The sequence below is a fragment of the Methylobacterium sp. J-077 genome, assembly GCF_022829365.1.
GTDB lineage: Bacteria > Pseudomonadota > Alphaproteobacteria > Rhizobiales > Beijerinckiaceae > Methylobacterium.
Genome location: NZ_JAKSYJ010000165.1, coordinates 32,682 through 47,706, shown reverse-complemented (window position 1 = coordinate 47,706; position 15,025 = coordinate 32,682). Strand labels below are relative to the sequence as shown.

At 68.0% G+C, this 15,025-nt stretch carries 10 protein-coding genes and 1 pseudogene; 6 read left to right on the top strand and 5 right to left on the bottom strand.

Features of this window, described 5'->3' with window-relative positions:
- Positions 1 to 9: 9 nt before the first annotated feature.
- A complete protein-coding gene (gene purN, locus MKL11_RS20210) occupies positions 10 to 660 on the bottom strand; it encodes a phosphoribosylglycinamide formyltransferase (protein ID WP_243946789.1) in 651 nt (216 codons plus the stop codon).
- Positions 660 to 1,727, bottom strand: coding sequence for a phosphoribosylformylglycinamidine cyclo-ligase (gene purM, locus MKL11_RS20205; RefSeq protein ID WP_243946788.1), 1,068 nt, complete (start codon positions 1,725 to 1,727; stop codon positions 660 to 662). Before purM ends, purN begins: the two co-directional genes overlap by 1 nt.
- A gap of 221 nt (positions 1,728 to 1,948) precedes the next feature.
- On the opposite strand from purM, the gene MKL11_RS20200 reads away from it, so the two are divergent.
- The 4 genes and pseudogenes from MKL11_RS20200 to MKL11_RS20185 all read left to right on the top strand — a co-directional run bounded on the left by MKL11_RS20200 (position 1,949) and on the right by MKL11_RS20185 (position 9,861).
- The gene (locus tag MKL11_RS20200) at positions 1,949 to 2,659 is read left to right on the top strand and encodes a DnaA/Hda family protein (protein ID WP_243946787.1); all 711 of its coding nucleotides are present in this window, start codon (positions 1,949 to 1,951) and stop codon (positions 2,657 to 2,659) included.
- 91 nt (positions 2,660 to 2,750) lie between these two features.
- Complete coding sequence (locus tag MKL11_RS20195; protein ID WP_243946785.1) at positions 2,751 to 5,288, top strand: RNA degradosome polyphosphate kinase; 2,538 nt, start codon at positions 2,751 to 2,753, stop codon at positions 5,286 to 5,288.
- Between the two features lie 285 nt (positions 5,289 to 5,573).
- Positions 5,574 to 7,127 carry an exopolyphosphatase gene (ppx, locus tag MKL11_RS20190; protein WP_243946783.1) on the top strand — a complete coding sequence of 518 codons (1,554 nt, stop codon included), beginning with the start codon at positions 5,574 to 5,576 and terminating at the stop codon, positions 7,125 to 7,127.
- Positions 7,128 to 7,762: 635 nt separating this feature from the next.
- Positions 7,763 to 9,861 (top strand): annotated as a pseudogene (locus MKL11_RS20185) (methyl-accepting chemotaxis protein).
- A gap of 58 nt (positions 9,862 to 9,919) precedes the next feature.
- Here the strand turns inward: MKL11_RS20185 and MKL11_RS20180 are convergent.
- Complete coding sequence (locus MKL11_RS20180) at positions 9,920 to 12,247, bottom strand: NADP-dependent malic enzyme (RefSeq protein WP_279600608.1); 2,328 nt, start codon at positions 12,245 to 12,247, stop codon at positions 9,920 to 9,922.
- Positions 12,248 to 12,325: 78 nt separating this feature from the next.
- Here MKL11_RS20180 and MKL11_RS20175 point away from each other — a divergent pair, with 78 nt between their 5' ends.
- Both MKL11_RS20175 and MKL11_RS20170 read left to right on the top strand, forming a co-directional pair.
- The gene (locus MKL11_RS20175) at positions 12,326 to 12,943 is read left to right on the top strand and encodes a CatB-related O-acetyltransferase (RefSeq protein WP_279600613.1); all 618 of its coding nucleotides are present in this window, start codon (positions 12,326 to 12,328) and stop codon (positions 12,941 to 12,943) included.
- A gap of 38 nt (positions 12,944 to 12,981) precedes the next feature.
- Entirely contained in the window at positions 12,982 to 13,236 is a 255-nt protein-coding gene (locus MKL11_RS20170; RefSeq protein WP_243946780.1) for a DUF3297 family protein, read from the top strand.
- Positions 13,237 to 13,249: 13 nt separating this feature from the next.
- Here MKL11_RS20170 and MKL11_RS20165 read toward each other — a convergent pair whose 3' ends face one another.
- Together MKL11_RS20165 and MKL11_RS20160 are read right to left on the bottom strand one after the other, a co-directional pair.
- Positions 13,250 to 13,933 (bottom strand): hypothetical protein, encoded by a 684-nt coding sequence (locus MKL11_RS20165; RefSeq protein ID WP_243946778.1) that lies wholly within the window; start codon positions 13,931 to 13,933, stop codon positions 13,250 to 13,252.
- Complete coding sequence (locus MKL11_RS20160; protein ID WP_243946777.1) at positions 13,930 to 14,976, bottom strand: hypothetical protein; 1,047 nt, start codon at positions 14,974 to 14,976, stop codon at positions 13,930 to 13,932. Before MKL11_RS20160 ends, MKL11_RS20165 begins: the two co-directional genes overlap by 4 nt.
- Positions 14,977 to 15,025: the final 49 nt, after the last annotated feature.

The window sequence follows — 15,025 nt, the reverse complement described above, 5'->3', positions numbered from 1 at the left end:
GGGATCCCCTTACAGACTGAGGAGCGCGCCGTCCGGCGCGGACTCGGCGATAACGACGCGGCCGTCCTCAAGCCGGGCGCGACCGCTGGCGACCAGCGCCAGCACCGCCGGGTAGAGCCGGCGCTCCTGGACGATCACCCGATCGGCCAAGCTGTCGGGATCGTCGCCCTGACGCACCGGGATCGCGGCCTGGGCCACGATCGGCCCGGCGTCGAGTTCCGGCACCACGAAATGGACCGTGCAGCCGTGGAGCCGCACGCCGGCGTCGAGCGCCTGCTTGTGCGTGCGGGTGCCCTTGAACAGGGGCAGCAGCGAGGGATGGATGTTGAGCATCCGCCCCGCCCAGCCGGCCACGAAACTCGGCGTGAAAATCCGCATGAAGCCCGCGAGGCACACGAGGTCGATGTCGGCGGCCCGCAACTCGGCGTCGAGAACGGAGTCGAAGCTGGCGCGGTCCGTGAATGTCGTGTGATCGATGGCCCGGGCCGGTATCCCGGCCTCGGCCGCCCGTGCCAGGCCGGCAGCGTCGGGCCGGTTCGACAAGACCAGGACGATCTCGGCCGGGTAAGTCGGATCCTTCGCGGCCTCGATCAGCGCGACCATGTTCGAGCCGCGCCCCGAGATCAGGACCGCGACGCGGGTCTTTCGCGGGGTCGCCATCAGAGCGCGAGGCGTCCGCGGAAGGTCACCGGTTCGGGCCCGCGCGGGGTGATCCGGCCGAGACGCACCGGTGCCTCGCCCGCCCGGGTCAGGGCCTCGTCGACGTCGTCGACCACGTCCGCCGCAGCGATCACGATCATGCCGATGCCGCAATTGAAGGTGCGCAGCATCTCCGCCTCGGCGACGCCGCCCTCGCGGGCGAGCCAGCCGAACACCGCAGGCGGGGTGATCGCATCGAGATCGATGGCGATGCCGATATCATCCGGCAGGACCCGGGGCAGGTTGTCGGGGAAGCCGCCGCCGGTGATGTGGGCCAGCGCGCGGATGCCATCGGTGGCCTCCAGCGCGGCCAGCAGCGGCTTCACGTAGATCCGGGTCGGCTCCAATAGGGCGTCGCCGAGGCTGCGCGACGGATCGAACGGGGCCGGGGCGCCCCAGCCGAGGCCGGTCTTGGCGACGATCCGGCGGACCAGCGAGAAGCCGTTGGAATGGACCCCGGAGGAGGGCAGTCCGAGCACCACGTCCCCAGGGCTGATGCCGGGCTTGGGCAGCAGCGTGCCGCGCTCGGCCGCGCCCACCGAGAACCCGGCGAGGTCGTAATCGGAGCCGTCGTAGAGGCCCGGCATCTCGGCGGTTTCGCCCCCGATCAGCGCGCAGCCGGCCTGCCGGCAGCCCTCGGCGATGCCGCGCACGATGTCGGCGCCGACGCCGGGCACCAGCTTGCCGGTGGCGTAATAATCCAGAAAGAACAGCGGCTCGGCGCCCTGGACCACGAGGTCGTTGACGCACATCGCCACCAGGTCGATGCCGATCGTGTCGTGCCGGCCGGTCTCGATCGCGATCTTGACCTTGGTGCCGACGCCGTCGTTGGCCGCGACCAGGATCGGATCGCGGAATCCCGCGGCCTTCAGATCGAAGAGGCCGCCGAAGCCGCCGATCTCGGCATCCGCCCCCGGCCGCCGCGTCGAGCGCACCAACGGCCTGATCGTCTCGACCATGGCGTTGCCGGCGTCGATATCGACGCCCGCCTGCGCGTAGGTCAGTCCCTGTCCATCCTTGGCCGTCATGCCAGCGTCGTCCCGGTCATCATCGGGTTCGCTCTAGCGGCTTCCAGCGCGCCGCGCGAGTCGGCAGCCGCGCGCCTTGATCGGCGCAGAGCCGATGCCCTCCGGGACGGGGCGTGCTATGCCGCATCAGGAGGCGCCATCATGCGCGCGCGGGCCGTCGTCGGGCCGGGCCTTGACCGCCACGGTGCGCATTCGTCCTGAGCGCCCCAACCGAGCAACCCATGCGCGAGAACGCACCACCGAGGCAGCTGGCCTTCGATCTGCCGCTCGATCCCCGCTACGGCCGCGAGGATTTTCTGGTCGGCCCGGCGAACGAGGCGGCCTACGCGCTCGTCGAGGCCTGGCCCGACTGGCCCGACAGCGTGCTCGTGCTCACCGGCCCTTCCGGCAGCGGTAAGAGCCACCTCGCGGCGATCTGGGCCGAGCGCGCCCATGCCTGGACGGTGACGGCGGCCGAGGTCGGGGCGGACACGGTCCAGCACCTCGTGTCGAACGGGGCTCTGGTCGTCGAGGATATCGACCGGGAGGCGGGCCGGGACGAGGCAGCGCTGTTCCACCTGCTCAATCGCGCCCGCGAACTGGCCTGTCCGGTCCTGCTGACCAGCGCCGCCGGGATCGACGCGCTGGGTTTGGCGACGCCGGACCTGCGCTCGCGGCTGCGACTCGCGCCCAGCATCGCCATCGAGGCGCCGGACGACGCGCTGATGCGCGCCGTGCTGGTCAAGCTGTTCGTCGACCGGCAATTGGTGGTGGATCTCAGCGTGATCGAGGCGCTGGCGCTGCGGATCGACCGCTCCCTCGGACGCGCCCGGGACCTTGTGGCCGAGCTGGACCGGGACGCGCTCGGGCGCGGACGGCGGATCAGCCGCCCTCTGGCGCTGGCCGTGCTACGACGCCTGGGCTTCGACGACGAGAGCGAGACGGACGCGTAAAAGACGAAACCGGCGGCCGTCACGAAAGCGTCGTGAAAGCTACGGGTGTAGAATGCTAGACGCGCCGGCACCGGCAAGGACAGGAATCGGAATGGAATCGACGCAGAAGCCCATGGACCGCGACGCTGCCGACGAGGCCGCGGAGCCCCGTCGGCCCGCCGCGACCGATCCGGCCCCGCGCCGCCCCGCCGTCCGGCGTGCCCCCGTCAAGCGCGCGGCTGCTGCCAGCCCCCCGGCCCAGGACTCGACCGCGGCCGTCGAGAGCCCGACGCCGCCGAAAGCGACTGGCCGGAGGCCCGGCGCCAAGGATACGGCCTTCAAGAATTCGGCTGCCAAGAGCACGGCTGCCGCGAGCGCGACGGCCGACGTCACCGGCGCGGTCGCGGAGACGACGCCGACCCCGGTCGACACCGCCGACGAGTGGCCCGCCGTGCCGACCGCGCCGGCAGAGCAGCCGTCAGGTGCCGCCCGCGAGCCCGTGGTCGAGGCCGGCCGCTCGCTGCGCCATTCCCCCGAGCGGTTCGTGAACCGCGAGCTGTCCTGGCTGCAGTTCAACCGCCGGGTTTTGGAAGAGGCGTCCAACCCGAACCATCCGCTGCTGGAGCGCCTGCGCTTCCTGTCGATCTCGGCGAACAATCTCGACGAGTTCTTCATGGTCCGCGTGGCCGGCCTGATCGATCAGGTCCGGGCCGGGCTGACGCTCCCGTCCCAGGACGGGCTGACGCCGTCCGAGCAGCTGAACCGGATCGGCATCGAGGTGGCTCGGCTGGCCGCCGACCAGCAGGCCCGTTGGCGCCAGCTGCGCGAGGAGCTGCAAGCCTCCGAGATCGAGATCGTCGAGCCCGCCGCCCTCACCAGTGAGCAGGCCGCCTGGCTGGAGGAGTATTTCCTCAACCACGTCTCGCCGGTGTTGACGCCGCTGGCGATCGATCCGGCACACCCGTTCCCGTTCATCCCCAATCTCGGCACCACCATCGCGCTGGCGCTGGTGCGGCCGCGCGACGGCCGGCTGCTGCGCGCCCTGATCCGCGTCCCAGGCGTCATCGACCGATTCGTGCGCCTGCCCGCGAGCGAGAGCGCCAACGCCGCGCGCCTGATCTCGATCGAGCAGGTGATCGGCATGTTCACCGGGCGGCTGTTCCCGGGCTACCTGGTCAAGGGCAGCGGCGCGTTCCGCGTCGTGCGCGATTCGGATCTGGAGATCGAGGAGGAAGCCGAGGACCTCGTCCTGCATTTCGAGACCGCCCTCAAGCAGCGCCGCCGGGGCGTCGTGATCCGCCTCGAAGTCGAATCGGGGATGTCGGAGGATCTCCGCAGCTTCGTGGCCGACGAGCTGGAGATTTCCGCGGACGCGATCTTCCTGATCGAGGGCATGCTCGCCCTCAACGAGCTGTCCCAGATCGTCGGAATCGACCGGCCGGACCTGAAGTTCAAGCCGTACAATCCGCGCTTCCCCGAGCGCATCCGCGAGAGCGGCGGCGACGTGTTCGCCGCGATCCGGCAGAAGGACTTCATCGTCCACCATCCCTACGAGTCGTTCGACTCGGTGGTGCAGTTCCTGGCGCAAGCCGCCCGGGACCCGAACGTCGTGGCGATCAAGCAGACGCTCTATCGCACCTCGTCGAACTCGCCGATCGTCGCGGCGCTGGCCGAGGCGGCCGAGCTCGGCAAGTCGGTCACCGCCCTGGTCGAGCTGAAGGCGCGGTTCGACGAGGAGGCCAATATCCGCTGGGCGCGCAACCTGGAGAAGGCCGGCGCGCAGGTGGTGTTCGGCTTCGTCGAGCTGAAGACTCACGCCAAGCTGTCGCTGGTGGTCCGGCGCGAGGGCGACAAGCTCGTCACCTACTGCCATGTCGGCACCGGCAACTACCACCCGATCACGGCGCGCGTTTACACCGACCTGTCCTTCTTCACGGCGGACCCTGCGATCGCCCGGGACGTGTCGCGGATCTTCAACTTCATCACCGGCTATGCCGAGCCCGCTGAGCTGGAGCGGATGTCGGTCTCGCCGCTGACCCTGAAGAACCGCCTGCTGGAGAATATCGAGGCCGAAATCGCCCACGCCAAGGCGGGGCGGCCGGCGGCGATCTGGATCAAGTGCAACTCGCTGGTCGACGCGCAGATCATCGACGCGCTGTACGATGCGTCCTCCGCGGGAGTGCAGATCGATTGCGTGGTGCGCGGCATCTGCTGCCTGCGCCCGGGCATCCCGGGCCTGTCGGAAACGATCCGGGTCAAGTCGATCGTCGGGCGCTTCCTGGAGCATGGGCGGATCTACGCCTTCGGCAACGGCGTCGGGCTGCCGCATCCGAAGGCCACCATCTACATCTCATCGGCCGACCTGATGAGCCGCAACCTCGACCGCCGGGTCGAAGCGCTGCTGCCGATCACAAACCCGACGGTGCACCAGCAGGTGCTCGACCAGATCATGCTGGCCAACCTCTTGGACAACCGCCAGAGCTGGCGGCTGCTCGCCTCCGGTGGTTGCGAGCGAATTCAACCCTCGGAGGGTGAGGAGCCGTTCAACGCGCACAAGTACTTTATGACGAACCCGAGTCTTTCCGGCCGCGGCAAGGCCTCGAAGAAGTCGAGCCCGCGTGCTCTGAGCCGCCGGGCGCAGCGTGGTTAAGTGCCCCGACGCATGCGCAGAAGACTCGACAGGTTTCGCAAGCAGGTTGTGCAATTCTGCACGCGGACTCTACGCTCGGCCGGACGGCCGAAGAGACGAAACGTTGCGCTGCCGGTGCGATTGGGCTTAGAGCAATCACCGCCGCCAAGGATATCGGTTCGGCCGCAAGCCCTTCGCATCATTGACGTGGAGCCCGTCTCGATCGCGACATCGGCGAACACGGCTCTGGATTGCACCCGCGGCCAGCCGGTCCGGCTCGCTGCGCTCCATCAAGGACTCGGACGTTTGGGCAGCCCTCGCGCCAACCTCACCCTCGCGCATTCCGCGGATAGACCTTCGCGCGATCTGCGGCCGCCGGTGGCGATCATCGATATCGGCTCGAACTCGGTCCGGCTCGTCGCCTATGACGGCCTGAGCCGCGCGCCGACGCCGCTCTACAACGAGAAGGTGCTGTGCGGTCTGGGCCGCAACGTCCTGACCACCGGCCGGCTCAACGAGGATGCGGTCAACCGCGCGCTCACCGCCCTGGGGCGGTTTCGCGTGCTGTGCGAGACGATGCGGGTCGGCCGCGTGTTCGTGCTGGCAACCGCGGCGGCCCGGGACGCCGAGAACGGCCCGGATTTCCTGCGCGCCGCGGAAGCCGCCTGCGGCCAGGAGATCCAGCTCCTCTCGGGTCGCCGGGAAGCGGAGCTGTCCGCCTTGGGCGTGATCTCGGGTTTCCACGCGCCGAACGGCGTGGTCGGCGACATGGGCGGCGGCTCCCTCGAACTGGTGGATGTGCGCGGCACCGTGGTCGGCCAGGGCGTGACCATGCCGCTCGGCGGGCTGGCCCTGCAGGACCTGTCCGGCGGATCGATCAAGAAGGCCGCCAAGATCGTGCGCGAGCACATGCGCAAGGCGGAGCCGCAGCTCGAGACCCTGCGCGGCCGGACCTTCTATGCGGTCGGCGGCACCTGGCGCGCGCTCGCACGGCTGCACCAGGCCGCGCGCGGCTATCCCGTCCACGTGATGCACGGCTACGCGGTCGAGCCCACCGACGAGATGAGCTTCCTCCAGATCGTCGAGCAGACGGAGGTCGGCCAGCTCCCGGATGTGGATGCGATCTCCGAGGCACGGCGCCCGCTGCTGGCTTACGGCGCCGTGGTCCTCGAAGAGATCATCCGGGTCGGGCGCCCGCGGGAGGTCGCCATCTCGGCCTCGGGAGTGCGGGAGGGGCTGCTGTTCGAGCAGCTCGACCGCGACACACGCCTTGTCGATCCGCTTCTCGCATCGGCCGCCGAATTCAACGCCCTGCGCGCGCGCGCGCCGCTCCATGGCGAGGAGTTGATCGCCTGGACGGACCGGTTCGTGGCGACGCTGGACGGCCCGGAGACCGCGGACGAACGCCGCCTACGCCATGCGGGATGCCTCCTCTCGGATGTCGGCTGGCGCGCGCACCCCGATTACCGCGACGAGCAGAGCATCGCGGCGATCCAGAACGCCGCCTTCGTGGGGGTGGATCACCCCGGGCGCGCCTATCTCGCCCTGTCGGTGTCGCTGCGCCATAGCGGCGTGGCCCCCGAAAAGGCCAACCCGATCCTGAGGACCATCGCCGGACCACGCTTGTTCGAGCGGGCGCGCCTCCTCGGCGCATTGCTGCGGGTGGCGTTCCCGATCTCGGCCGGCATGGACGGCGCGCTCACCCGCGCGCCCCTCGTCGTCGAGGACGGCCGCGTCACCCTGCGCATGCCGCAGGATTGGGCCGCCCTCGCCAGCGATCGGCTGCTGAACCGGGTCCGCGGTCTCGGCCGCGTGGTCGGGCTCGACGGACGGGTCGAGATCGCCGGCGCCGCCGACTGATCTTTTTCGGCGGCCGGGGTCGACCGGCGCGTCAGTCGGATCTGTGCGCGGCCTCAATCGGGGCGTGGATCGCGCCACCGGAGCGTTCGGCATCTCCAGACTGGACCCGGAGCTATCCGGCTGCGTCGACCCGCGAAGTCAGCGTGCATCCGAGATTGCGTCGTCCGCGGAGCTCCGCGCATGTCCGGGAGGCGGGTACGCGCATTCTCCCGGAACGCTGGCGCCGACGACGCAACGCCCCCATCCCGGTGCGGCATGAGGCCAGGCGCCGGGCCGCAGAACTGCGTCGCCAGTCCGGCGCTTGGCGCGGTCTCGCACTCAGGGCACCCGCCACATGCATCAGGCCGGAAACGAAGATCGGTTGCTCCATGCGACATTGCGATTTCGACCCGACCACGCTCGCCGTAAACATGTTTAAAATTAAAAGCCTGTTTTTTAGATCAGATAATCGTCGATCAACCTCTAAAACCAGTTAGCCGCTTAATAAACAACTATCAGTTAAATCAATAATACAGTTTTTATTTACAGAAACTCGGCAATATCACTGGCCCGATTGCGATAAAAACGGATGCGTTAAAGTCCAGCTTCAGGTATCAAAACTCGCAGCGGCCGCAAGTGGCCACGGGAGTTTGGCCATGCGCTGGCTTGGACGCGTCTCGATCAAAACTCTTCTGTGCTTGCTGATCGGCGCATTGGCGTTGATGTTGCTAACCTATACGACGACCGCGCTGATCAACGCGCGCGAGCAGGCAGGACAAGCCGATCGAGCCGTCACCCTGGCGCATGCGAGCCGGCGCTTGCTCAAGACGATCCTGCCGGTGCGGATCGAGCGCGGTTCGACCCTGGCCCTGGGCAGTCAGGAACCGGCCGGACCGGACACGCTGTCGGCGATCGCGAAGAACCGGCAGGCGATGGCCGAAAGCTTCTACCGGGTGCAAGTCCTGCTGCGTGAACAGGATGTCCCGGAGGTCACGGCAACGGCCGCACGGCTCAACGCGGCACACGACGCGCTCACCGCGCTGCGCCCCCGCATCGACGCGGCCCTGCGCCTCCCGAAAGCGCAGCGCGACGCGACGCTCCTGCCCGCGACGCTCGCAGCCTTCCAGGAATTCCTGGACGCGCTGACCGCCACGGCGGACGCCGTCGACGGCGCCATCACCCGTTCGGACGCGGTTTTGCAACGCTATCTGGCCCTGAAGCGTGCGGCCTGGGCGACACGGGTCGCGATCGGGAACGTCGCCCTCCGGGTGCAGGCATCCCTGGCGGCAGGAGCCTCCTGGACCCTTCCCGAGACGGTGGCCGCCGCCGAGAGGAGCGTGCGAAGTCGCAGACCGCCTGGGCCGGCACCACCGAAGCAGCGACCCATGTCTCCGACAAGGTCCGGGCCGCCTTCCGCAAGGCGAGCACCGAGAATTTCGAGGGTTCGGCGGCGGAGATTTCCGAAGCCGTGTTCGATGCACTGAGCCGGCGGACGACGCCGAGCGTCACGTTCCAGGAGTATCGGCAACGCAACACCGGCGCACAGGCGGCCATCGTCGATCTCGCCTACGGGTCTCTCGACGAGATGATCGCGCGCGCCGAACTCCTGGCCGAGGAGGCGCGCGGCACCCTGATCCGCAACGTCGCCGCGTTGGTGGCGGTCATCCTGCTCGTCAGCCTCGGCCTGATCGTCGTCTTCGGCGGGGTGCTGCTGCCGATCCGGACGATTTCGGCGACGATGCGGATCTTGGCTGACGGCGACGCGTCCGTCGAAGCCCCGGTCGGGGTGTATCGGAACGAGTTCGGACCCGTGGCGGCGGCCGTGCAGGTGTTCAAGGACAACCTGATCCGCAACCGGCAGCTCGAAGCCGAAGCGACGCAGGCGCGTCTGGCGGCCGAGGCGCAGCGCAAGGCCGGTATGCGGCAGTTGGCGGAGGCCTTCGAGCAGGCGGTCGGCGGCATCATCGGCCAGGTCTCATCCTCGGCCGCCGAGCTGCAGGCCACTGCCCAGACCCTGACCGCCACGGCGACCCAGACCGCCAGCCAATCGACCACGGTGGCCACTGCCGCAGAGGAAGCCGCCAGCAACGTCAACACCGTGGCCGCCGCCTCCGAACAGCTCGGCTCCTCCGTCCAGGAGATCGGCCGGCAGGTCGATGGATCCGCCAATCTCGCGCAGGGAGCGGTCGCCGAGGCCGGGCAGACCGGCGCGCTGGTGCAGGAACTGAGCAGCGCCGTGGCCCGGATCGGCGACGTGGTCGGGCTGATTTCGTCGATCGCCGGCCAGACCAACCTGCTGGCGCTCAACGCGACCATCGAAGCGGCGCGTGCCGGCGAAGCGGGTCGCGGCTTCGCGGTGGTGGCCTCGGAGGTGAAGGCGCTCGCCGAGCAGACCGCCAAGGCGACGGAAGAGATCTCAGGCCAGATCGCCCGGGTGCAAGCCTCCACCGGTCAGGCGGTGACGGCGATCGGCTCGATCACCGCCCGCATCCAGGAGATCAACGGCGTGGCCACGAGCATCGCCGCGGCGGTGGAGCAGCAGGGCGCCGCCACCCAGGAGATCGTCCGCAATGTCGGGCAGGCGGCCGCCGGCACCAGCGAGGTGACCAGCAACATCACCGGTGTGGCCAGCGCCGCGGAAGAGACCGGCAAGGCCGCGGGCCAGGTGCTCGGCGCAGCCACGGACCTGTCGCGCCAGTCCGAACACCTCACCACGGAGGTAGCTCGCTTCCTCGACACCGTCCGGGCGGCCTGAGGAACGATCGCTCGAAGCGATCCCGGCAGCGAAAGCCGCCGGGATCGGCGCGATGACCTCACTCCGAGATCATGCCCGCGCCCGCCTCGCGACCGGGCAGGGGCGCCGGCTCGGATTGGGCCTCGACCACGGCGGCGGCAGTGACGTTGACGATGCCGCGGGCGGTGACCGAGGGCGTCAGGATGTGCGCGGGCTTGGCCGGGCCGATCAGCAGCGGCCCCACGGGAAGCGCATCCGCCAGCACCTTGGCGAACTGGAACGCGATGTTGGCCGCGTCGAGATTCGGGAAGATCAGCACGTTGGCCGCGCCCTTGAGGCGCGAGCCCGGCAGCACCCGGTCGCGGACCAGCTCGGAGAGGGCCGAATCCGCCTGCATCTCGCCATCGACCATCAGCTCCGGATCGCGGGCCTGCAGCAGCGCCAAAGCCTCCCGCATCTTCATCGCCGAGGGTGAATCCGACTGGCCGAAATCCGAGTGGCTGAGCAGCGCGATCTTGGGCGTCATGCCGAAGCGGCTGACATGGCCGGCGCAGGCCTGGGCGACCTCGGCAATCTCTTCCGCCGTGGGGTTCTGGCGGACGTGGGTGTCGGCCAGGAAGTAGGCGCCCTCGGTGGTCACGACCAAACTCATGGCGGCGCATTGCGTGATGCCGGGGGCGAGCCCGATCACGTCGCGGATGATCCGCAGCCGGGTCTCGAACCGGCCCTCCAGGCCGCAGATCAGGGCGTCGGCCTCGCCGCGGCGGACCGCGATGGCGCCGATCACGGTGTTGTTGGTGCGCACCAGGGTGCGGGCCGCATCCGGGGTAATGCCGCGCCGGCCGGCGACGTCCAGGTAGGTCTGGACGTAGGCGCGGTAGCGGGGATCGTCCTCGGGGTCGATCAGCTCGAAGTCGCGGCCCTGCTGGATCGAGAGGCCGAAGCGCTTGAGCCGGGACTCGACCACCCGCGGCCGGCCGACCAGGATCGGCAGCGCGACCTTGTCCTCCACGATCGCCTGGACGGCGCGCAGCACCCGCTCGTCCTCGCCCTCGGCGTAGATCACGCGCTTCGGGGCGGCCTTCGCCTTGGAGAACAGCGGCTTCATGATCAGGCCGGACCGGTGCACGAACCGGTCGAGGCTCTCGACATAGGCGGTGAAATCCGCGAGCGGCCGGCCGGCCACGCCGGACTCCATCGCGGCCTTGGCGACCGCCGGGGCGATGCGCACGATCAGGCGCGGGTCGAACGGGCTCGGGATCAGCGATTCCGGGCCGAACGGCCGGGCCTCGCCGTCATAGGCGCGGGCGACCACGTCGGAGGGGGTCTCGCGCGCCAGCGCCGCGATCGCCTTCACGGCGGCGAGCTTCATCGCCTCGTTGATGCTGGTGGCGCCGACATCGAGCGCGCCGCGGAAGATGTAGGGGAAGCACAGGACGTTGTTGACCTGGTTCGGGAAGTCCGAGCGCCCGGTGCAGATCATCGCGTCGGGGCGCTTCGCCTGGGCGAGATCCGGCATGATCTCCGGGTAGGGATTGGCCAGCGCCATGATCAGCGGTTTGTCCGCCATCTTCTCCAGGAGCTCGGGCTTCAGCACCCCGCCGGCCGAGAGGCCGATGAACACGTCCGCCCCCGGGATCACCTCGGCGAGCGTGCGCGCCTCGGTCTCCTGGGCGTAGATGTCCTTCCAGCGGTCCATCAGCTCGGGGCGGCCCTTGTAGACCACGCCTTTGATGTCGGTCAGCGTGATGTTCTCTCGGGTCGCGCCCAGCGACACGAGCAGGTTGAGGCAGGCGAGCGCCGCCGCGCCGGCCCCGGAGGTGACGATGCGGACGTCCGAGAGGGTCTTGCCGGCGAGTTCGAGGGCGTTGAGCACGGCGGCGGCCACGATGATCGCGGTGCCGTGCTGGTCGTCGTGGAAGACCGGGATGTTCATCCGCGCCCGGCACTGCTCCTCGACCTCGAAGCATTCGGGCGCCTTGATGTCCTCGAGGTTGATGCCGCCGAAGGTCGGCTCGAGGGCGCAGACCACGTCGACGAGCTTGGACACGTCATTCTGGTCGACCTCGATGTCGAACACGTCGATCCCGGCGAATTTCTTGAACAGGACCGCCTTGCCCTCCATCACGGGCTTCGAGGCGAGCGGGCCGATATTGCCCAGTCCCAGCACCGCAGTGCCGTTGGTGAGCACCGCCACCAGGTTCTGGCGGATCGTCAGCTCGGCGGCCTGCTGCGGATCGTCGTAAATCGCCATGCAGGCGACGCCGACGCCCGGCGTGTAGGCGAGCGCCAGGTCGCGCTGGTTGCCCAGCGGCTTGGTCGCCTGGATCTCCAGCTTCCCGGGTTGCGGCAGGCGGTGGTAGACGAGCGCCCCGGCCTTGAGGTCCTCGGACATGTTATCGGCCATCGCTCACCTTCCAGCTCGCCCGCTTTCCCGGAGTCGACGCGGTCGCACACCGCGCCGGATCCCATCGTGAGGGGTCTGTTGCACCGGCTGCGCGGGAGGCGCAACCCGCACAACGAGACCCGGATCCACCTCGCCGCGCTGACGAGAGCCTACGGATTCTCCATAGGCTCTTATTCGTACGGGCGTCCAAAAGTCCGCTTCCCGGAGAGCGGCCGTCGCCTGACGATCGGCCGCTATTGTTCCATCGCCGACAAGGTCGAGATCCTGCTCGGCGGCGACCACCGGCTCGACTGGGCCTCGACCTATCCATTCGCGGCGATGCGCGGGCTGTTCCCGGACGCGCGTGCGCCGAAGGATTACCACGCGTCGCGGGGCGACGTGGTGATCGGGCACGATGTCTGGCTGGGATCGGGCTGCATGATCCTGTCGGGCGTCACGATCGGGCACGGGGCCGTGGTGGCGGCCCGGGCGGTGGTGACCCGCGACGTGCCGCCCTACGCGGTGGTGGCGGGCAACCCGGCGCGGGTGGTGCGGCACCGCTTCGACCCGTCGACCGTGGAGGCTCTTGTGGCAGCGGCGTGGTGGGACCTGCCGCACGCGACGGTGACGCGGCTCGTGCCGCTGCTGCAGAGCGGCGACGTGGCCGGCTTGATCGCGGCCGCGGGCAGCGTTGCAGGCGCGCAGGGGATTGCGTAATCCGCGGCCCATCCTCGCCCCGAACCCGGAGCCCGACCATGTCCGACCCTGCGCTGCCCGACCGCCTCTCGGTCAACCCGAACAGCCCGTATTACGACGCGGCCCTGCTGGAGCGCGGCATCGGCATCCGCTTCAAGGGCGTCGAGAAGACCAATGTCGAGGAGTATTGCGTGAGCGAGGGCTGGGTGCGCCTCTCGGCGGGCAAGACCCTGGACCGGGCCGGCAACCCGATGACGGTGAAGCTGAAGGGCTCGGTGGAGCCCTATCTGCGCGACGCGGCGGACGCGGAATGAGATTCTGGCGGGCTCATCGCTCCAGCGGGAAGGACGTGGGCTCCCAATAGGGCTCGAGTTCCGTTCCCCGGACGTTGGCCGCCTCCCATGCGTGCAGGATCTTGGCGAGCGCCGGACGATCGCCGGCCATGAGCGGTTCCGCCACGGCGGCGAGTTGCGCCTGCCAGCGATGCGCGCGCGATCCGGGCGGGAACAATTTTCCGGCGCGCAGCGACTGCTGCTGGTGCCAAATCGTTCGGGCGGCATCGAGATTGCCGGCCGCAATGTGGACGATCATGCGGTCCTCCAGGGGCTCGCTGTAGAAGCGCTGACTACCATCGAGTAAGCTGCTGTACCCCTCGATTGTGCCGTACAAATTCAGTTTCGGCAGCGCATAAGTTCTGATTACTTCTATCGCATCGCGAATCGCGGTCGGATCAGACCACAGCCAACATGCTGTCGAAGACGGGCTTGTTCTCGAAAGAGGCTCGGAATAAGTTCCGATTCTTATTTCGTTGCGAAAATTCGAGTAAAATAACGCATTGGCAACCAAGCTGGGCCAAAAACTGTCAGGATTCGAAATTCTTTCTATAAAGATACCGCACGATATGTGGCGCACGGGCATTCTCAGCAGAAAACGTAGACGCATCTCCTTCCAGTTTTCATCATGCTTGGCGAAAGGCTTGAAGATTTCGCGAACTTGGCGGGCGTTTGTCATTGGCCCGCCCTGATTTCAATGGCAATGAATCTTGTAGCATCAGGATAACGCTTTTGAGCGGCGCTGACCAAATCGACTGCTCGCCTCGACCTCAGGTAGCCTCTACCGGTCTTATGATCATACACACAAACCGTGGATGGCTTTGGATGCTCCAACGTATCCAGACGAAGTGATCCTTTAGTACCGTATATCACTTTGTCGCCGGTAATGGGGTCGTATGATATTTCAGCATCGAAATTTGGATCTTTCATGGCCCGGATTATATCTGCAATCCTGACGTGGACTTTATTCCCGAAATCCTGCTCATCCATGTAATTGCCAGAGGCGCGTACGTCGGCCGCTACCGAATCCGCAATGGCCTGTACCTCCCGATTACGCGGACATAGCTGATCAAGCTCGGTCTGCCCCACGGCACCGACCCACATGGCTCGATTGTCGTAAGCATCCCCCGGGATGTACTCGCTCGCGGGGGCGACGAATATCGCCTTGCGATTCTTAGTGTTCTGCCCGGACAAAACCGAGAAGAGCGATCCCGCGGCCTCGAGCGTTCTCGCGAATCGCCGGGCCAAATCGTCGAAGGGGCGCGGCCGGCTTCGGGCCAGTTGGACGAAGGCCTCCGGTTCGGCCCCATCCTGGGTGAGTCGGCTGCGAGCCAGGATCTCGCCGCTGTCGCCATCGCGGATCGTCTGCGTGAGACCGGAAGTCTCGAAGACCGTGCGTGTCCCGTCCGGTCCGGTGACCGTGTGCTGCTCGTCCCAGTCCGTATGCGGTTTGGCTCGGATCCGGATCGAAAGAACCCGTGATCCATCTTCCAGCACAGCGTCTTCTGTTTGCGATTGAGCCTCGGAAGCGCCGTCTGTGCCCTCCGAAACCCAGCGGCCGCCATCGGACTGCCCGGCTGGCGCGCGCGGCTGGTCGGGGCGGTACTTGCGGCTCAAAACGCGCTCAAGCCGGATCAGCTTGACGCCGACGGCGAGGCCAGCGAGCTCGGCGCGGAGGGCAGCGACGTCCTGAGCATGACGATCGTTGGTCAGTCGTGACATCCGCCCTACCTCCGCCCGGACAAAAAACCTATCCCGGGCGGCACGCTTT